General features: G+C 42.9%; 20 protein-coding genes and 1 pseudogene. 13 read left to right on the forward strand and 8 right to left on the reverse strand.

The window, feature by feature from the left end:
- Positions 1 to 28: 28 nt before the first annotated feature.
- A complete protein-coding gene (locus FNW02_RS26125; protein WP_191760398.1) occupies positions 29 to 226 on the forward strand; it encodes a hypothetical protein in 198 nt (65 codons plus the stop codon).
- Between the two features lie 262 nt (positions 227 to 488).
- Here the strand turns inward: FNW02_RS26125 and FNW02_RS39960 are convergent, their stop codons facing one another.
- From FNW02_RS39960 to FNW02_RS26135, 3 genes are read right to left on the reverse strand one after another with little or no spacing between them, the layout of a single operon-like run.
- Positions 489 to 728: a hypothetical protein gene (locus FNW02_RS39960; protein WP_191760399.1), complete on the reverse strand. Its 240-nt coding sequence runs from the start codon at positions 726 to 728 to the stop codon at positions 489 to 491.
- On the reverse strand, positions 718 to 843 hold the full coding sequence (locus FNW02_RS39655; RefSeq protein ID WP_263627822.1) for a hypothetical protein: 126 nt from the start codon (positions 841 to 843) through the stop codon (positions 718 to 720). Before FNW02_RS39655 ends, FNW02_RS39960 begins: the two co-directional genes overlap by 11 nt.
- Complete coding sequence (locus FNW02_RS26135; protein WP_225225902.1) at positions 834 to 1370, reverse strand: serine/threonine protein kinase; 537 nt, start codon at positions 1368 to 1370, stop codon at positions 834 to 836. Before FNW02_RS26135 ends, FNW02_RS39655 begins: the two co-directional genes overlap by 10 nt.
- A 66-nt stretch (positions 1371 to 1436) precedes the next feature.
- Between FNW02_RS26135 and FNW02_RS26140 the strand changes: the two genes are divergently transcribed.
- The 3 genes and pseudogenes from FNW02_RS26140 to FNW02_RS26150 form a co-directional block, all read left to right on the forward strand.
- Complete coding sequence (locus tag FNW02_RS26140) at positions 1437 to 2222, forward strand: Uma2 family endonuclease (protein WP_191760400.1); 786 nt, start codon at positions 1437 to 1439, stop codon at positions 2220 to 2222.
- Positions 2223 to 2416: 194 nt separating this feature from the next.
- The gene (locus FNW02_RS26145) at positions 2417 to 2671 is read left to right on the forward strand and encodes a FitA-like ribbon-helix-helix domain-containing protein (RefSeq protein WP_191760401.1); all 255 of its coding nucleotides are present in this window, start codon (positions 2417 to 2419) and stop codon (positions 2669 to 2671) included.
- Between the two features lie 17 nt (positions 2672 to 2688).
- Positions 2689 to 3087: pseudogene (locus FNW02_RS26150) on the forward strand (type II toxin-antitoxin system VapC family toxin); the annotation flags it as partial.
- Positions 3088 to 3091: 4 nt separating this feature from the next.
- Here the strand turns inward: FNW02_RS26150 and FNW02_RS39660 are convergent.
- Positions 3092 to 3226 (reverse strand): hypothetical protein, encoded by a 135-nt coding sequence (locus FNW02_RS39660; protein ID WP_263627823.1) that lies wholly within the window; start codon positions 3224 to 3226, stop codon positions 3092 to 3094.
- Positions 3227 to 3516: 290 nt separating this feature from the next.
- Here FNW02_RS39660 and FNW02_RS26155 point away from each other — a divergent pair, with 290 nt between their 5' ends.
- Together FNW02_RS26155 and FNW02_RS26160 are read left to right on the forward strand one after the other, a co-directional pair.
- Positions 3517 to 4860: an ATP-binding protein gene (locus FNW02_RS26155; RefSeq protein WP_191760402.1), complete on the forward strand. Its 1344-nt coding sequence runs from the start codon at positions 3517 to 3519 to the stop codon at positions 4858 to 4860.
- The gene (locus FNW02_RS26160) at positions 4860 to 6143 is read left to right on the forward strand and encodes a tetratricopeptide repeat protein (protein WP_191760403.1); all 1284 of its coding nucleotides are present in this window, start codon (positions 4860 to 4862) and stop codon (positions 6141 to 6143) included. The genes FNW02_RS26155 and FNW02_RS26160 overlap by 1 nt, the downstream gene beginning before the upstream one ends.
- A gap of 13 nt (positions 6144 to 6156) precedes the next feature.
- Here FNW02_RS26160 and FNW02_RS26165 read toward each other — a convergent pair whose 3' ends face one another.
- Positions 6157 to 6735: a GNAT family N-acetyltransferase gene (locus FNW02_RS26165; RefSeq protein WP_191760404.1), complete on the reverse strand. Its 579-nt coding sequence runs from the start codon at positions 6733 to 6735 to the stop codon at positions 6157 to 6159.
- A 263-nt stretch (positions 6736 to 6998) separates the two neighbouring features.
- Between FNW02_RS26165 and FNW02_RS26170 the strand changes: the two genes are divergently transcribed.
- Genes FNW02_RS26170 through FNW02_RS26180 form a run of 3 tightly spaced genes read left to right on the forward strand, consistent with a single transcriptional unit; the run spans position 6999 to position 9053 of the window.
- Positions 6999 to 7967: a sodium-dependent bicarbonate transport family permease gene (locus FNW02_RS26170; RefSeq protein ID WP_191760405.1), complete on the forward strand. Its 969-nt coding sequence runs from the start codon at positions 6999 to 7001 to the stop codon at positions 7965 to 7967.
- A gap of 4 nt (positions 7968 to 7971) precedes the next feature.
- Positions 7972 to 8268: a P-II family nitrogen regulator gene (locus tag FNW02_RS26175; RefSeq protein WP_191760406.1), complete on the forward strand. Its 297-nt coding sequence runs from the start codon at positions 7972 to 7974 to the stop codon at positions 8266 to 8268.
- A 44-nt stretch (positions 8269 to 8312) separates the two neighbouring features.
- Entirely contained in the window at positions 8313 to 9053 is a 741-nt protein-coding gene (locus FNW02_RS26180) for a carbonic anhydrase (protein WP_191760407.1), read from the forward strand.
- 42 nt (positions 9054 to 9095) lie between these two features.
- On the opposite strand, the gene FNW02_RS26185 is transcribed toward FNW02_RS26180, so the two are convergent.
- From FNW02_RS26185 to FNW02_RS26195, 3 genes are all read right to left on the reverse strand, one after another.
- Positions 9096 to 10241 (reverse strand): CO2 hydration protein, encoded by a 1146-nt coding sequence (locus FNW02_RS26185; protein ID WP_191760408.1) that lies wholly within the window; start codon positions 10239 to 10241, stop codon positions 9096 to 9098.
- A gap of 237 nt (positions 10242 to 10478) precedes the next feature.
- The gene (locus tag FNW02_RS26190) at positions 10479 to 11984 is read right to left on the reverse strand and encodes an NADH-quinone oxidoreductase subunit M (RefSeq protein ID WP_191760409.1); all 1506 of its coding nucleotides are present in this window, start codon (positions 11982 to 11984) and stop codon (positions 10479 to 10481) included.
- A 129-nt stretch (positions 11985 to 12113) separates the two neighbouring features.
- Positions 12114 to 13970: an NAD(P)H-quinone oxidoreductase subunit F gene (locus FNW02_RS26195; protein WP_191760410.1), complete on the reverse strand. Its 1857-nt coding sequence runs from the start codon at positions 13968 to 13970 to the stop codon at positions 12114 to 12116.
- Positions 13971 to 14625: 655 nt separating this feature from the next.
- Here FNW02_RS26195 and FNW02_RS26200 point away from each other — a divergent pair.
- From FNW02_RS26200 to FNW02_RS26215, 4 genes are all read left to right on the forward strand, one after another.
- Positions 14626 to 14934, forward strand: coding sequence for a carbon dioxide-concentrating mechanism protein CcmK (locus FNW02_RS26200; protein ID WP_015209255.1), 309 nt, complete (start codon positions 14626 to 14628; stop codon positions 14932 to 14934).
- 90 nt (positions 14935 to 15024) lie between these two features.
- Entirely contained in the window at positions 15025 to 15369 is a 345-nt protein-coding gene (locus FNW02_RS26205) for a carbon dioxide-concentrating mechanism protein CcmK (RefSeq protein WP_039748664.1), read from the forward strand.
- A gap of 6 nt (positions 15370 to 15375) precedes the next feature.
- Entirely contained in the window at positions 15376 to 15678 is a 303-nt protein-coding gene (locus tag FNW02_RS26210) for a EutN/CcmL family microcompartment protein (RefSeq protein ID WP_191760411.1), read from the forward strand.
- A gap of 308 nt (positions 15679 to 15986) precedes the next feature.
- Entirely contained in the window at positions 15987 to 17645 is a 1659-nt protein-coding gene (locus FNW02_RS26215) for a ribulose bisphosphate carboxylase small subunit (protein WP_191760412.1), read from the forward strand.
- Positions 17646 to 17769 lie beyond the last annotated feature (124 nt).

A 17769-nucleotide genomic window follows, 5' to 3' on the forward strand; every position in this document is an offset into this window, starting at 1 on the left:
GCGACTTCTTCGAGAGGAGTTATTGAACGTGAATTTTTCTCTTAAAGCAATTCGGTTTATTGTTGAGGCGCTAGAATATAGGATTGAAGCTTATCAAAAGCAATTAAAGACAGAGTATTTAAATGAAGATGAAGTCTCAGACATTACCAATGACATGATGTTTTTGGAATCTTTGTCACAAGAGTTAAAGAAGACATTCCCAACAATTGCGCCACCCGTTTTTTAATGCGCTTAATGGGCGAAAGAGCGATCACTCGGCGTTGAACCAGAAGCATAATCCGCGAACACATCTTTATGCCGTGGAAAAGCGTTATGATCTCAAGCTAGATAGAGATAATCTGGATAATCGTAACTCGGTGCATGGGTTTAGTTGACTTTTCAGTGATAATTAGTTCATCGGCTTTGAGCCAGAGGGCGGCAGCAACATGAAGTGCATCCATAGCGGCTAAACCGTAGATACAGGCAATTTGATAAGCATCTTGTGTAATTTACTCCGAGTCTGTTGCCCAATAGCTAACAGCGCTGAAGAAGGGTTCGTAAAAGTCTGTTTCGTCTTGCTGTTGGTGATAAATTGCTTTGGGTAGTACTTCTAACTTGACAAATTGGCTCGATACAAATTCCCGATTTTCGTCATTGAGAATGCTGTTGGCTCGAATGCTGATTGAGTGAATACCCCCAAAAGCAGTGAGCAGAACCCCAGAGTCGATGTAAGTCTTCTTACGATTCACGGTATCCGCCCCGACGTTCAGCAAGCTCTTGTTCAATTTCTGCTTCGTTAAGTAATTTTATTCCAGAGGCGATCGCTTGCTGACGAATTTCCCACAGTTTCTTAGCTAAAGGCATTTGTGGAATATATTGGTAATGATTGCTGTTGCGTCTGATTCAGATTTCAGCGCTTCACCAATTTGCTGAATGTAACGTAATGCTTCTTGTTCAGAAAGTATTGGTTGGCGGCGATCAGCCAAACTCACCCCATCAACATACTCCATTACTAGACACCAATGCTCTCCTTCCTTAAAAGGTTCAGCAACCTGCACAATATGCTGATGCTTACACCTAGTAAGTTTTACCGCCTCCTGCCAAAACATCGTCTCCAGTCGTCCGCGTTCTGATTGGCTAAGGGACTTGAGCAAGTCATCATTTAAGGTCTTAACAACTTGGCGATCATTGTTACTCTTTCTTACCAAATAGGTGATGCCAAACCGTCCCCTTCCTAACTCTCTTTCAACAGTGTATTTTCCACCTTGCAATTTATCTCCAGTTCCCCAAGCCACATCTGCAACTCCCGAAATACTTACACCAATTTTCACACAATAAAGTCTGGGGAGCCTGAGCCTAGCTTTGACGCGCAGTGGCTTGTCGTCAAACATCGCCCTTATCTTCTCACTGTATTGCTAAACTAAAAAACAACCCTTATCCAGTGCAAAGGTGGCCTTATGACCTCTGCAACCAATCCACCCACCGATCTCACTCCTTTTCCTGACCATACGCAGCTACCAGATTCCAATGGCACGTTTGTGAAAAACTGGCAAGAGCATCCCCAAAGTATCTTACTGACTGACTCGATTACACCCGTTCTCAAACAATTACATCTCGATGGTCAATATTGTATTGGTCAGGACTTAGGCATTTACTGGCGCTTGACCGATCCCCCGGAAAAAGGAGCAGAAGCACCAGATTGGTTTTTTGTACCGAATGTACCACCCTTGCTAAATGGACAAACGCGGAGGTCTTATGTATATTGGCGAGAGTATATTGCCCCGTTGATTGTCTTAGAATTCGTTTCTGGTGATGGGAATGAGGAAAGAGACAAAACCCCGTGGAAGGGTAAATTTTGGATTTATGAGCAGGTGATTCGTCCTGCTTTCTACGGGATTTATGAAGTCAAAAAAGCTAGCGTAGAAGTATACGAATTCATTGGTGGACAATATCAGTTGTTACCAGCAAATGAGCACGGACATTATCTGATCGCACCTATGGGAGTTGAGTTAGGCATTTGGCCAGGAGTTTATCAAAATGTGGAATTACCCTGGTTGCGCTGGTGGGATTTGCAAGGTAATTTATTGTTGACTGGCGATGAAAGAGCCGAACAGGAACATCAACGGGCAGAACAAGAACATCAACGAGCAGAACAAGAACATCAAAGGGCAAAACAAGAACGCCAAAGAGCTGATCGCTTAACAGCGCAATTGCGATCGCTCGGCGTTGAACCAGAAGCCTAGGTCTTTGGCTTAAATGTGAGGTGCATAGACGCGGAGCGTGTCGTCAGACATCATTTTACATCTGATGAACCGCTACAAAATGCTTCATTATTTAACTTCTAAAGCTTGATATGCGATCGCCTATTAAACTAAATTAAAATCTCAAAAAGAGGTGGCTAAAAAACAAGCATACGAAGGAATGAAATATAAAAATTATGGCTCAAATCTTAGTTGATAATTTAGACCCCATTATTCTAAAAAAGTTAGAAACTCTAGCTAAACAACACGGTAGATCTTTGCAAGAAGAATTGAAACATATTTTACGACAAGCAGCTGAAACAGCGACGCACTATCACACTGGCGGCAATATGGAAAAAGCTAGAGAAGCAGTAACACGCGCTCAGGTAAGGTATACAGGAAAAACTTTCAGTGATAGTACTGAACTCATCCGCGAGGATAGAGAACAGTAAGTCAGTATGTTGTAGATGCAAGTATTGCTATAAAGTTGTTTGTGCTTGAAATCCACTTTGATGCAGCTCGGCGTTTACTAGCAAGTGGTCATACTTTTTTAGTACCGAATTTTTTCTTCCCAGAGGTGATAAACGTCTTGTGGAAACGAACGCGCCGCGGTGAAGACACGGCTGAAAATGCAAAGCAAACTTTAGCTGATTTAAATGCGGTTCCAGTAGAGGTGTATTTATCTCAGCCCTTGATGCCACTTGCCTTAGATATTGCGCTTCAGACAGATCGGGCGGTGTATGACAGCTTGTACTTAGCCCTTGCCATTACGCAAAAATGCCAGATGGTAACAGCAGACGAAAAGTTTTACAATGCGCTGAAAACCAGTACTTACGCCACTAATCTTCTATGGGTAGAGAATATTTAAAGAACTAGAGAGCGATCGCCCTTCCTGCCAAAAACACTGCGTTGCATAGCGGTGAGGCAGTACGGTGGACGGGTTCCCCGGCATAAAGGAACGGCGCTTGCGTAGCGTATCCGCAGGATTCACCCCTAGGGCTTGTCATTAGACATCGCTGGGTGTTGAACCGGAAGCATAATCTCTATAGATGTATATTTGTAATATTTTTGCGAGTGCTGCTAAAATTCACTCGTCTTATGCAGCAATTTAAAGTTACTCAAAATAATTAGCAGTAGTAACACGCATGATGGTACTAGGACTCCATATTTCAGAGTCACTGCTGTACACTAGCACATTCCGTCCCTTCTTCTCCATAAAACCGAAAAGCCGAGGCTATGATGATCATTACCTCTTTTTAGCAATTACTTTAATTGAAAGTTAAATTACTAAATCAATATGACCAATAGCTATGATACGGTACGGGCACTGCGCGAGGCGTTGAAGTTTTCTCCTGATAATGTACCTCTCAGGCAACATCTGGCAGATACGCTTCTCAGTCTTGGACAATTGGAGGATGCGGAGAAAGAGTACCGGCAAGCAATGCTGTTGGCGCGGGACGAACCACAGTTGAAACTGGGTTTAGCAAGGGCTTTTTACCAACAAGGAAAGCACAATCAGTCTTTGGTGATTGTGGAGGAACTGCTCAAACACTCTAAATGTCCAGCACTGGCTTACTTACTCCATGCTCGTTTGTTGCTAAATTCAGGAGCAGTACAGCAAGCGGTGAGTCAGTATCGCAGTGCGATCGCTCTTGATGCATCTATTGCTGATCCAGATTTTGCGGAACTCTTGGGTATTGGAGAGGACAGCCATACTAAAGATGTAGTGGAGGGCAAAGTCCGCGCGGCTAATTTTGATAACCTCGCTCTTGATGATGAAAAGCTGGAACGTCCGCAGATTTCTTTCCAAGATGTCGGAGGGATGGAGACGGTTAAAGATGAAATTCGCCTCAAGATTATTTATCCGCTGACGCAACAAGAACTTTACAAAGCTTATGGTAAAGCGATCGGCGGCGGTATTTTGATGTATGGCCCTCCCGGTTGTGGCAAAACTTATCTAGCCCGTGCAACTGCTGGCGAGATTAACTCGAACTTTATCTCTGTTGGCATTAATGATGTCCTAGATATGTGGTTAGGCAATAGTGAGCGGAATTTGCACGCCATTTTTGAAGAAGCGCGAGAAAATCAGCCTTGTGTAGTATTTTTCGATGAGGTCGATGCTCTAGCTGCCAACCGTACCGATTTGCGTCAAAGTTCTAGCCGCATGGTGATTAACCAGTTTCTCTCAGAACTGGATGGAGTCAAGAGTTCTAATGAAGGGGTGTTGATTTTGGCGGCTACTAATGCGCCTTGGCATTTAGATGCAGCATTTCGGCGTCCAGGACGCTTTGATCGCATTCTCTTTATCCCACCACCAGATGCTTCTGCTAGGGCAGCTATTTTACAGTTGCTCTGTCGTGGTAAACCTGTAGATAAAATTGATTATGAGCAAGTTAGCAAAAAGACAGAGCATTTTTCCGGGGCTGACTTAAAAGCTGTGATCGATTTAGCAGTGGAAAAAAAACTGCAAGAAGCGATGAAAATCGGCTTTCCTAAGCCGCTGGTGACGAGGGATTTAATTTCGGCAGCAGCGAACGTTAAATCTTCTACTAAAGAGTGGTTCGCCACAGCTCGCAACTATGCGCTGTATGCGAATGAGGGCGGTTTATACGATGATATTTTGAAATATTTAAAAATGTAATGGGTGTTGTACACTTTGAGCGGGCAAAGCTGTTATTAGAGCAATCCCGCTATCAGATGGCGGAGGAGGAACTGCGACAAGCTGTAGCCGAGTCTCCAAATGATGCGGGAATTCATGCGGTTTTGGGGTTGTGTTTGAGTTGTCAGCAGCGATATCAGGAGGCAACACTAGAAGTAGAAGTTGCGATCGCAATCGCTCCCGATTCGCCATTTCCTCACTATATATTGGGATATATTCTCTGCGAACGTCAGCAACTTGCAGCTGCCCAAAAAGCAATTCAAGAAGCAATTCAGCTCAACCCCTATCAAGCTTCTCACTTCGCTTTGCTGGCACGATGTCATTATCAGCAAAAGCAGTGGCAAGCAAGTCTGAAAGCAGCAACTAAAGGGTTATCATTAGACCCGGAAGATGTAGAGTGTTTGAATTACCGGGCCTTGTCACTGTCGCAATTAGGACGGGGAAAAGAAGCGATCGCCGCAGTTAAAGGAGCGATCGCCACTTCTCCCCAAGATGCTGCTTCTTACGCTAGTAGTGGTTGGATTTTGCTGTCCCACGGTGGTAGTGGTAGTCAACAGAAAGCTTTGGAATATTTTCGTGAAGCATTACACCTCAACCCCAATTTAGAATGGGCACGTCAAGGAGTTGTCGAAGCACTAAAAGCAAAAAACCCCATTTATCGGTTGATGCTGCGCTATTTCTTGTGGGGTAGTCGGCTAAATCATCGCACGCGTTGGGTATTCACTATTGGCTTATTTTTTTCCATGCGGATGTTGCTTGCCAGTTTTACCAATGCTGGTTTGACACCTTTGGTAGCGGTGGTGGCGATCGCTTATTTGCTGTTCGTCATCTTTAGCTGGATCGCTGATCCGTTATTTACCCTAATGTTGCGGTTTGATAGATTAGGACGCTTGGCACTTTCACCAGAGGAAATCCAACAATCTAATTGGTGGGGTGCTTGTTTTTTAAGTGCGATCGCATCCTGTATTTTATGGTTTTGCACCAAGAATCTCAGTGCCTTAATTAGTGCAAGCGTATGCGGCTTGTTAATGATTCCAATAGCGGCGACGTTTAACTGTGAGCAAGGTTGGACGAGAAGGGCAATGGCAATTTACACAATTATTTTGGCAACTTTAGGTATTAGCACGGTAATCGTATCAATTGCCAGCCTAGCCTTTTACCAAATTGATTGGTTGTGGTTTCTGCCGATGATCATATTTTTTCCTGGCGTACTTCTTTCTACTTGGGTTGCAACTCTACTTACAGGAATTATGCCGAAACGTTAAAATATGACGACTATCATTCAACTACCGAACCAGAGAGTGGAGTAAAAGGCGACACCGCCTCATATCGATACTCATCGTTAACAGATCCTTTGAAAAAGTCGGCATTTGTTCGTGTAAAAGTCCGCTTCATCCCAAGCGCCTCGACAAGGCGAATGGACGCGATGTTACGTGTGTCTATATCCACTGTAACAAAACTTACTCTATATTCCTCAAAAAGGTGTTCAAGCACACGTGAACATCCCTCTTTTGCATAGCCCTGTCGCCAAAACAGTGGGAAAATCGTATAAGCAATTGCTGCTGTACAGTTAGCATGTACTGTTGCTTGTAATGTCCCAATATACACCCCGGACTCTCGAAAACGGATTACCCAGTTTAACCAACCCTCTTGTCCGTCTGGTGAAAGCCTTGAGGATAAAGCAAGGTATCGACTTTCCACAGTCTGTAACGATATGGGCGGTGACTGTGGAATAAACTGGTAAAGTCTTTTATCTAGAAGTTGCTCGTAGATAACCGAGGCATGAGCTGGGACAAGCGGCTCAAGTAACAGCCGTGAAGTTTCTATAATTCGTTCGGGTGCGATTAATTTAATCATTAGACATCTGGTAAAAATCAATGTAGAGACGTAACAGTGCTACGTCTCTACTAAGCAGCCTAAGTTAAAAAGTTATGAAGGCTCTCCTCATTCTGATAAACTATGCATCATAGTCATCCAAAAGGCATAGTTGCTTATGCTTATTTGAGTGCCGACGTAAGGTTGTTCAACTAGTTAGCATACCTGTTTATAGCTAGCACATAGTGACTATATAATGATCAAAATTTTTGCTTCTGTTTACGCAAATATAAGGAGAGGTGGGGATGAATGCAAGCCTAATAATGTCTAACATCCTAAGCCCACCAGTTCTTTTCTTCTTTCTCGGAATGTCAGCTGTTATTTTAAAGTCGGATCTGGAGATTCCTCAACCTTTGCCTAAACTCTTCTCTCTTTATCTTCTACTTGCTATTGGATTCAAGGGAGGTGCTGAACTTGTCAAAAGTGGAGTTAGTCAAGAAGTTGTATTGACGCTATTTGCAGCCATCATGATGGCTACACTTGTGCCAATATACACATTCTTCATTTTGAGAATCAGACTTGATTTATACAATGCAGCAGCGATCGCCGCAACCTATGGTTCCATCAGTGCAGTCACCTTTATCACTGCTGGATCATTTCTCAGTGAACTTGGCATTAGTTTTAGTGGCTACATGGTAGCAGCTCTAGCCCTAATGGAATCCCCAGCCATCATTGTAGGATTGGTTTTAGTAAAAATATTTGATATCGATAAAGATGGTGACTTTTCTTGGCCAGAAGTTCTCAAAGAAGCTTTCCTTAATAGTTCTGTTTTTCTCTTGGTTGGCAGCCTGATTATCGGTGTGCTATCAGGCGAGAAAGGCTGGAAGTTGGAAGCACCTTTTACCCAAGAAATATTTTACGGAGTCCTAACCTTCTTTTTGCTAGATATGGGACTGGTAGCTGCTGGAAAAATCAAAGATCTTGGTAAAACAGGTTCGTTTTTGATCTCTTTTTCTATTTTGATTCCGATTTTAAATGCAACAATCGGGATACTTTTAGCAAAACTAATCGGGATGCCGCAGGGAAATGCGCTGTTATTTTCAGTTTTGTGTGCTAGTGCCTCTTACATAGCGGTTCCAGCTGCTATGAGGTTAACACTTCCTGAAGCTAATCCTAGTTTGTACGTAACTAGCGCTTTAGCGCTCACGTTTCCCTTCAATATCATTATTGGTATACCTTTATACTTGTACGGCATAAATTTGCTGTGGAGATGAGATTATGCACTCAGTAAAAAGAATAGAAATTATCGCCAATGCCGTTGAACTAGCAAAAATATTAGACGGCTTAGATAAAGCAGGTGTGCATGGACATACCATAATTCGGAATGTTGCAGGCAGAAGTCCGCATGGAGAAACTACAGAGCTTGATAATGTTTATATAATAGCTTTTTGCCTACCAGATCAAGCCAAACCTGTTTTGGAAATCATCAGACCTATCCTTAACAAGTTTGGAGGTACATGTTATCTTTCTGATGCGATAGAGATTAGATCTGTGCGGTGTGTTGCGTCTCTTTGATGATGTATCGCTGAAGCGATAGTTCACCTTGCAGGAAAATATTTATGAGTCGAATTAATGGATTTATTGGTAGGCGCGAACTTTTAAAGTTAGTAGGTTTTAGTGGAGTTGCAATGGCTATGCCCGCCGAAGGCATCGCAGCTACTACCATAAGTAGTGTGCCTTGGTATACTCAACCTGCTCTCGCTGCGGTTGCACAAGATACTGAGCCTGTTAGTCCTGATGCAGCACTCAAAAGATTGCTGGATGGAAATCAGCGGTTTGTGCAGCAAAAGCGTGAGTATCCCCATCAAACCCAAGCACGTTTGCAAGAAGTTGCCCAAGTGCAGCATCCATTTGCAACTATACTTAGTTGTGCTGATTCGCGGGTATCTGCGGAAATTTTATTTGACCAAGGAATTGGTGATTTGTTCGACATTCGCATAGCTGGGAATATCGTGATACCAGAAGCACTTGGTAGCATTGAATATGCCGCAGTATTATTAAACACTCCCCTAATTATGGTGCTAGGTCATGAAAGATGTGGTGCAGTCACAGCATCAGTAAAAGGTGAGTCACTCCCTGGTGAAATTGGCACTTTTGTCAAGGCTATTAAACCAGCAATGGCTAAGGTAAAAGACAAACCGGGTGATCCGGTTGAAAATGCAGTAGTAGCAAATGTTCAATATCAAGTTGAAAGATTGCAGGAAAATTCAGCGCTTTTAGGTCAACTAATGCAGGCAGGTACACTGAAAATTGTCGGGGGACGTTACGATCTTGATACTGGGGAAGTAACTATCGTTTAAAGAAAGGAGTTTTGAGTTCCTAGCTCTTAACTCCTAATCTTATCATCCATTACTATTTATATCGTTAACTTCCTTCAAGCGCGAAGTCACAAATCGAGCCATCCACTTTTCTAAATAAACTCGATTCGTATTTTGCTCAGATGGATTTTTGGTATCCATAGGATGAGGCATTAGTCCTAAAATCGTCGCTGTTGTCACACAAAACATCGATTTTTGGAAACTCATACAAATTTTTACCCGCAAATCATCTTCACCCCGAAGACTGCGACGGTAAATTTCGTGCAAATATTCTGGAAGATAGTGACGCATATCCTGCATCAGCAATGTGGGAGGAATACCCGCACTGCCAATAGGCAAAGGATCGGCATACAATGCACCATACTGAAATCGGCTTTGATCTGGAGAAATTTGATATGCTTGGGCATTGTATGAAACTGTGCCGTGGAAGGGAGTTCCCCGAAAGAAAATCGCTTCTACATAAGGTATTGCTGTATCTGCTAAAAAGGTTAAACCAACACTTTTGGGAATGATTTCATAATCTTTATCCTTAACTTTGACAGCATAGGTAATTGGCTTTGATGCACTTGCTACCAACCCTGCTTTAATGTGGTCTACAACGTCGGGAATTGACTTTATTTTTCCTTGGTCGTAATAGTCTGATAAAGTAAGGAAAATATCAGCCATAACTCGCCAGAACTGACCTAACCCAGTATAGTAAGCAGAGACACGTAACTGTTCTGTTAGGAAGTCTGGAAACAATTGGTTAATGCCCAGAATTAAGGGATTATTTTTAAACTTAGCGTCGATAACAGCTTGCGCTCTCTGTTGAAATTCTGGTGTATCTAAATATGTATCTAGTCCACCGCCACCGTGCCACAGCATTGATTTCAGGCAATACTCAGCATACTCGAAATTAATGCGGTCATGCCACCAGTGGCGGAGTAGTTTTTTGAAAGAAAATTCTCCATTAAAATATTTAAAAAATGGAAAAAATACTAAAAATTGATGTTCAGCTATATAAATAAGATTTTTTGAATAGGCATCTAAAACTATGCCATAGCTTTTAAGAATACCAACTACTTCCAGTACATTTTCTGGACTATCAGGAACTAATGCTTCCCCTTTTTGTAACCGCTCAATATACTCAGCTAGGGGATTATTAGCAGGTTTTTTTTTAATATTTACCATTGCCAGTTCTCCAAAAATAATAGGGATTGGGGTATCGTTAAATCAGTGAACAGTAAACAGTAAACACTTATCACGGCGTTTGGTCAGGGGTAGATAAACGCCAGATAGCGCCTGCCACTAATTGACTTTCAGTTATTAGTTTTCAGTTAGAGGTGATCGCCGATATAGTGGTTTTCTTTAAACACAATTATCTTGACTGAGAACTGTTTACTGTTTACTGATTACTGTTAAAAGTCCCTAGTCTCCAGCCCTGATTGCTTTATCCAAGGACACTGTTGCCACTACGTTTTGTGTACTTACCATTGCTGTAATTGTTGGTTCAGTCCAGCGTGATAACCAAGCTGGTTGGATACCGAAAATTACAATTAGTACAGCTAAAACTAGAGCTGGGGCGCGATCGCTCCAATACACTCGTGGTAAGTTGGTAACTTGTGCAGACAAGCGCCCAAAAAAGGCGCGATTGAGAAGAAGTAAGAAATAAACCGCAGTTAAACCAGTACCAATCATGCACAGTAGAGTTTGCACTGGAAAAACGGGGAAACTACCTCGAAAAACAATGAATTCCGAAATAAATCCTACCATTCCTGGTATCCCAGCACTGGCCATGACTCCCACAATCATTAAGCTACCAATTACTGGCAATCCTCTTTCTGGGTTCAGTAGCCCCCGGACGACTTCTAAATCTCGGCTGCCAGCTTTTTTATACACAACCCCCACCAACAAAAACAGCATTGCAGAAATCAAGCCGTGGCTAATCATTTGCATGACAGTGCCCAATACACTTAAAGGTGTACCAGATGCCGCGGCTAAAAGCACGTAGCCCATATGTCCAATGGAACTATATGCCACCATTTTTTTCATGTCGGTTTGAGCGATCGCACAGGATGCACCGTATAGTACACTTACCACCGCCCAAGTTGCTAACCAAGGAGCCAGATAAGTCCAAGCTTCTGGCAACAAGTTCATGCCAAATCGCAGTAAGCCATAAGTTCCCAACTTCAACAGCACCCCAGCCAACAGTACAGAAATCGGTGTGGAAGCTTCAACGTGAGCATCTGGCAACCAAGTATGGAAGGGAACTAAAGGAATCTTAATCCCAAAACCCACTAAAATCCCCCCTAGCAGTAAAAGCTGTGTGGCTAAAGGTAGAGTCTTAGTATTCAAAGTTGCTAATGCAAAGTTAGAACCACCACTCAGCCAAACTATGCCGAGGAAACTTGCTAAAATCAGGATTCCAGAAACGGCAGTGTAAATCAGAAATTTTGTAGCGGCATAACCCCGCTTTGCACCACCCCAAATGGCTATCAACAGATATAGCGGTATTAGTTCCAGTTCGTAAAACAGGAAAAATAGCAGTAAATCCTGTGCTAGAAAAGCTCCAGTCACTCCAACACTTAACAGTAGTATTAAAGAGTAATAAAATTTAGGACGTTGAAGAGATTCATCACTGCTGTAGATTGCAATACAAGTTAATAGTCCATTCAAAACCAGCAACGGTAAAGATAAGCCATCTACTCCCAAATTATAATTCAAGCCTAAGACCTCAATCCAGGGCAGAGACTCGGCAAACTGTTGAGTGACCTCCCCTGGATGAAACTGAGTTGCTATTACAACTGTCCATAAAAAAGTGATGCTGGCAACGACTAAAGCTAACCTACGAACGAATTTCCCACTGATGTCAGAGGGCCAGAAACCAATTAAAGCCGCACCTAACAACGGCAGCAAAATCAAAGCGCTAAGCATAAGCAGAAATAGGTAGAGAGAGGGAGGAGTAGGGGGAGTAGGGGGAGCAGGGGAGCAGGGGAGCAGGGAAAGCAAAATACATTACTCCTATCTCCTGTCTCTTGTCTCCTGTCTCCCAATTCCACACTATCAAAAGGGCAATTTATCTAATAAACCCAATGACCAGCTCATGAAAAAACCCAGGACGCTGACGACCGCTAGGATAGTCAACATATACCCCTGGGATTGACCAGAAATGCTGTATTTTAAACCTTGCCCACTGAGAATTGTTGCAAAACCAACCAAGTTTACTAGACCGTCAACTAAATAGCGATCGCTCCAAGCTGAAATCTTAGAAAGCAGTGTTACTACAGTCACTACTGTCAATCGATAAACGCGATCAATGTAAAAATCATAACCTAATAAGTCTTGCACAAATCTCCATGCCAGTATCCTAGATCTTGACCAGGCTTTGTGCAGATAAACTGTAGCCCCTATACCTACGCCCACCACGGTAGAAGAAAACAACACTAACACTACATACCAATTAATACTTTCCCAATCGGGTAACAAGTACCATTGCTGTAGCATTAGGGGTAGTAGCAGAGTCACAATCGTCAAAGACACCATTGGTAATGCCATTTGCCAACCAACTTCTGGAGTACGACGGGTTTTCTGTTGCGGTTTACCCCAGAAGACTAATCTAAATACTCTGGTCAAGTTCAATGCTGTCAAACCATTGACTAGTATTAAAACCCCAATCACCCAAGGGCTAATATTCACAAAACCATCAGCCCATGCTAGCATTGCCCAAAAGCTTCCCAATGGTAGCAGTGTTACCATCCCCGCTGAACCTACAACAAAAGCTGTTGTGGTGGCTGGCATCCGTGACCACAAGCCGCCCATTTCTGTTAAGTCTTGAGTGCTAGTAGTGTATATTACTGAGCCTGAACTCATGAATAGTAGGGCCTTGGCGATCGCATGAGTTAACAACAACATTAGGGCTACACCCCCCTGCTGTAATCCTACCGCTAGAAACACTAAACCCATATATGCACTGGTGGAATGAGATAGCGATCGCTTAATATCAATTTGCGCTATGGATACTAATGTTGCACCAATTGCTGTCACTGTACCCATGACCACCAAGGCATTCAATGCCACTGGCGATAGTACTAACAATGGTTGCATTTTATATAGCATATAAGCACCGCCAGCTACTACCAGCGAATTCCGCATTACTGAAGCGGGATTAGGCCCTTCCATCGCTTCATCTAACCACAAGTGCAAAGGAAATTGAGCACATTTACCCGCAGGCCCCGCAATCAGTGTTAACCCCAGTAATGTCGATGTCATTGGGCTTAAGTTAGCTGTTTGCGCCCACTCATATAAATCAGAAAAGTTCAAACTGCCTGCTAAGGTGGAAAGTGTCACCACACCCATCAGCAACAACAAATCTCCCACCCGTTTGGTTAAAAACGCATCCCGCGCCGCAGTTACCACTAGCGGTTGAGCATACCAAAATCCTACCAGTAAATAAGTCGAAAGCGTCAGAACTTCCAAAAGGCAATAGCTGACAAACAAAGAGTCACTAATTGCTAAACCACTTAGCGCTGCTTCAAAAAACCCGAACAGTGCAAAAAAACGCGCTAATGACCAGTCCTTTTCCATGTAACCTAGGGCATAAACTTGCGCTAACAGACTTAACCCCGTAATTAAAACAATTGCTCCAATACTGACTGGCGAGAGTTCCAAGGAAAAGGATAAATCTAAGTCCGCTGCTTTAAACCAGCTAATAACTAAGTTTTCTGGTTCTCTGTCCCAGATATTTGTAAATACCAGTAGGCTATGAGCAAAAGCCAAAACGGTCGTCAACAAGTTGAAATATACCGCAGGTCTTGGCCCTGTACGCTGAATTATCCCCATTCCCCACGGCAATGTTAAAAGTGCACCTATCAAGCTATAAAAAGGCACCCACCAACTTGTTAAGAAGAGAAATTGATTCATTTAAATTTCCTTTGACGACTCAGTTTTGGTTTTTTTTAAAACAGATTTTAAAGCATCCTTTACTAAAAAAATAACTTGATCAAAATCCATGTTTTATTAACTATTTTTAACCTAAAATTGAATGAGTATTTTTACTTGGACTTACCTTATTAAGGTTTAATTGAATATAAATTTACATACTTAAAAGCATTTCACTTTGTTACATCATCTCCATTTGTAAATTTATATTTCTACTTTTAGCAGAGAACTTTATACGATATATTTAAAAAAATTATGCATTTTTCACGAAGTCCTTGTTCAAATAGGAAAACTGAGGAAAGACAGAGATAGCATGGTACACAGCCCCTAATCGTCCCTCGACAGACAGGAATAGTCTTGGTTATGAATGTCATTTTGTAAATGTAATAAAGAAATTATAAAGCATATGCGACTGCTCTAGGAATTGTTTAACTCCAATTAAGCAGAACCCCGCCATAAACTTTTGTTAAGTTTTTTAAAACTTTTTTATTATAAACTATTATACTAATTTATATTGCCAAGAACGCCAAGCTTTCCTATGCTTAATTTGGAAGCGTTTTTGTAGCTCAAGATGAGCTTCCTCGTCACAATTTTCAAACCACAGTACTGATTGGATTAATTTTGTAGGAGTTCTGCGATGCCAATTGCAGTTGGAATGATTGAAACTAAGGGCTTTCCGGCAGTAGTGGAAGCTGCTGATGCGATGGTGAAAGCCGCACGTGTAACTTTGGTAGGGTACGAAAAAATTGGTAGCGCTCGCGTCACCGTAATTGTGCGGGGAGATGTATCCGAAGTGCAAGCCTCAGTTGCAGCTGGGGTTGAAGCGGCAAGAAGAGTAAATGGTGGTGAAGTTTTATCTACTCATATCATTGCTCGTCCCCACGAGAACCTGGAATACGTCTTGCCGATTCGTTACACGGAAGCTGTGGAACAGTTCCGTACTTAAAAACTGGTTAAACAAAGTAATTAATACTCTCTGCCTTGTTGAGAGTTACTTTTTTCCAGGTCTAAAAACTTTAATCAAGGATGAGAACTAATGTCAATCGCAGTGGGAATGGTTGAAACGCTAGGCTTTCCAGCGGTAGTGGAAGCTGCTGATGCGATGGTGAAAGCTGCTCGCGTTACCTTAGTAGGCTACGAAAAAATTGGTAGCGGTCGGGTTACAGTGATCGTCAGAGGAGATGTTTCGGAAGTACAAGCTTCAGTAGGAGCTGGAGTTGAATCAGTGAAACGAGTCAACGGCGGACAAGTTCTGTCTACCCACATTATTGCTCGTCCTCACGAAAACTTAGAATACGTCCTGCCAATTCGTTATACCGAAGATGTAGAGCAATTCCGCGAAAACGTTAACGCAATTCGTCCTTTCGGTAGAAGACCGTAATCTGTAATGCAAGTTGCTAAAGTTCGTGGCACAGTAGTTAGCACGCAAAAAGATCCAAGTCTTAGAGGCGTCAAACTACTGTTGTTGCAATTAGTAGATGAAGATGGAAACATCCTGCCAAAATACGAAGTAGCAGCAGATACTGTTGGTGCAGGAGTTGATGAGTGGGTACTTGTCAGTCGTGGCAGTGCCGCTCGTCAGGTTCTTGGTAATGAGCAGCGTCCATTAGATGCAGTAGTGGTAGCGATAATAGATACTATTCACGTTGAAGATCGCCTGATTTACAGCAAAAAAGACCAGTATAGGTAGTCATTAGTCATTAGTCATTGGTGAACTAGTGCGGTGATAGCATTACGGAGATAATTCTGTAGACGCTTCTGCAGCTTCCCGCAGGGTACGATGAAAGCCGCAGAACAGAACTTTTAGAGAAAGAAGGTAACAACTCAGGTGACTAGATGTCTTCTTTTTAGTGTGGTCAACGCTGTTTTGTAGCTTGCTTAAGAGTAGGTGTATGCAGCAGTAGCAACGTGAGGAGCGTTACCCACAAGTTATTAGCTAAAGACAAATGACAAATGACAACTGACGAGTGACAAATGACATAGAGGAGGAATCTTGCGATGGCAGTCCGCAGCACGGCGGCACCCCCAACCCCGTGGTCAAGGAATTTAGCTGAAGCCCAAATCCATGAAACTGCCTTTGTACATTCATTCTCCAATATTATTGGGGATGTACGGATAGGTGCAAACGTAATCGTTGCTCCAGGGACTACGATTAGAGCGGATGAAGGCACACCTTTTTATCTTGGTGAAAACACTAATGTTCAAGATGGTGTGGTAATTCATGGGTTAGAGCAAGGTCGAGTAATTGGCGATGACCAAAACAAATACTCGGTATGGATTGGCAAAAATGCCTCCATTACCCACATGGCTCTAATTCACGGCCCAGCTTATGTTGGAGATAATTCTTTCATTGGCTTTCGCTCTACGGTGTTTAATGCCAGAGTGGGTGCGGGTTGTATCGTAATGATGCACGCTTTGATCCAAGACGTAGAAATTCCCCCAGGTAAGTATGTACCTTCTGGAGCGATAATTACTAACCAGCAGCAAGCTGACCGCTTGCCAGATGTGCAAGATCCAGATCAAGAATTTGCCCATCATGTAGTTGGGATTAATCAGGCATTGCGAGCTGGTTATCGCTGTGCTGCGGATAGCAAATGCATAGCACCCATTCGGGATGAAATGGCTAAATCTTATACAAGTAATGGTATTACTGTCTTAGAGTTGGAAAGGAGTAGTAAAGTGTCGAGCAATAGCTTGGGTGCAGAAATCATAGAGCAGGTGCGCTATCTGCTAGAGCAAGGGTATAAGATTGGCTCGGAACATGTAGATCAAAGACGGTTCCGCACGGGTTGTTGGACAAGTTGTAAGCCGATTGAACCTAGGTCAGTCGGTGAAGCGATCGCTGCATTAGAAACCTGTCTGAGAGACCATAGTGGTGAGTATGTCCGTTTGTTTGGTATTGACCCCAAAGGTAAACGGCGCGTATTAGAAACCATCATCCAACGCCCAGATGGCACAGTGCAAGCCACTGCCAGCTTTAAAGCTCCTGCTAGTCAGGGCAATGGTAGCTACAGCAATGGTAGCTACAGCAATGGTAACGGCTCTGGCAGTGGCAAAGTTGGTAGCGAAACCGTAGAGCAAATCCGCCAGCTTTTAGCAAGTGGTTACAAAATTGGCACAGAACACGTAGATGAGCGGCGATTCCGCACTGGTTCATGGCAAAGTTGTGAACCAATTAACTCAAATTCGACAAATGAAGTCATCGCCGCCTTGGAAGACTGTATATCCAATCATCAAGGCGAGTACGTGCGTTTAATTGGCATTGACACCAAAGCCAAACGGCGGGTGTTAGAAAGTATCATTCAACGGCCCAATGGGCAAGCTAGCCCTTCTGGTGGCCAGAGTCAAAAATCATTCGCTAGTGCGCCATCTGCAACAGCAACCGCTACGAATACTCGCTTAAGTTCTGAAGTTGTAGAACAACTACGGCAGCTATTAGCTAGTGGGTATAAAATTAGTGTTGAGCACGTAGACCAAAGGCGGTTCCGTACAGGTTCTTGGACTAGTACTGGTCAAATTCAAGCTTCCTCTGAAAGAGAAGCGATCGCAGCAATAGAAGGACACCTCGCCGAATACCAAGGAGAATATGTACGCTTAATTGGTATTGACCCTAAAGCTAAGCGTCGAGTATTGGAGACAATTATCCAACGTCCATAGCAGTGTTGAGTTGAAAGTGCTGAGTAATGAGTTTAGACTTTCAAGTTAGAACACTGACGCTAGCATCAAAAGCTAACTTTTCCTTGTGAAGTAGAATTTACTTAGCACTTCATTACTCACCACT

Source organism: Komarekiella delphini-convector SJRDD-AB1, from assembly GCF_014831675.1.
Lineage (GTDB): Bacteria > Cyanobacteriota > Cyanobacteriia > Cyanobacteriales > Nostocaceae > Komarekiella.

Coding starts and splice junctions, on each gene's coding strand:
- FNW02_RS26160 (WP_191760403.1), top strand. CDS start 4,860: ATGGGTGTTGTACACTTTGAGCGGGCAAAGCTGTTATTAGAGCAATCC.
- FNW02_RS26200 (WP_015209255.1), top strand. CDS start 14,626: ATGCCAATTGCAGTTGGAATGATTGAAACTAAGGGCTTTCCGGCAGTA.
- FNW02_RS26170 (WP_191760405.1), top strand. CDS start 6,999: ATGAATGCAAGCCTAATAATGTCTAACATCCTAAGCCCACCAGTTCTT.
- FNW02_RS26175 (WP_191760406.1), top strand. CDS start 7,972: ATGCACTCAGTAAAAAGAATAGAAATTATCGCCAATGCCGTTGAACTA.
- FNW02_RS26215 (WP_191760412.1), top strand. CDS start 15,987: ATGGCAGTCCGCAGCACGGCGGCACCCCCAACCCCGTGGTCAAGGAAT.
- FNW02_RS26180 (WP_191760407.1), top strand. CDS start 8,313: ATGAGTCGAATTAATGGATTTATTGGTAGGCGCGAACTTTTAAAGTTA.
- FNW02_RS26165 (WP_191760404.1), bottom strand. CDS start 6,735: ATGATTAAATTAATCGCACCCGAACGAATTATAGAAACTTCACGGCTG.
- FNW02_RS26155 (WP_191760402.1), top strand. CDS start 3,517: ATGACCAATAGCTATGATACGGTACGGGCACTGCGCGAGGCGTTGAAG.
- FNW02_RS26145 (WP_191760401.1), top strand. CDS start 2,417: ATGGCTCAAATCTTAGTTGATAATTTAGACCCCATTATTCTAAAAAAG.
- FNW02_RS26185 (WP_191760408.1), bottom strand. CDS start 10,241: ATGGTAAATATTAAAAAAAAACCTGCTAATAATCCCCTAGCTGAGTAT.
- FNW02_RS26135 (WP_225225902.1), bottom strand. CDS start 1,370: ATGTTTGACGACAAGCCACTGCGCGTCAAAGCTAGGCTCAGGCTCCCC.
- FNW02_RS26195 (WP_191760410.1), bottom strand. CDS start 13,970: ATGAATCAATTTCTCTTCTTAACAAGTTGGTGGGTGCCTTTTTATAGC.
- FNW02_RS26140 (WP_191760400.1), top strand. CDS start 1,437: ATGACCTCTGCAACCAATCCACCCACCGATCTCACTCCTTTTCCTGAC.
- FNW02_RS26190 (WP_191760409.1), bottom strand. CDS start 11,984: ATGCTTAGCGCTTTGATTTTGCTGCCGTTGTTAGGTGCGGCTTTAATT.
- FNW02_RS39655 (WP_263627822.1), bottom strand. CDS start 843: ATGCCTTTAGCTAAGAAACTGTGGGAAATTCGTCAGCAAGCGATCGCC.
- FNW02_RS26210 (WP_191760411.1), top strand. CDS start 15,376: ATGCAAGTTGCTAAAGTTCGTGGCACAGTAGTTAGCACGCAAAAAGAT.
- FNW02_RS26205 (WP_039748664.1), top strand. CDS start 15,025: ATGTCAATCGCAGTGGGAATGGTTGAAACGCTAGGCTTTCCAGCGGTA.
- FNW02_RS39660 (WP_263627823.1), bottom strand. CDS start 3,226: ATGACAAGCCCTAGGGGTGAATCCTGCGGATACGCTACGCAAGCGCCG.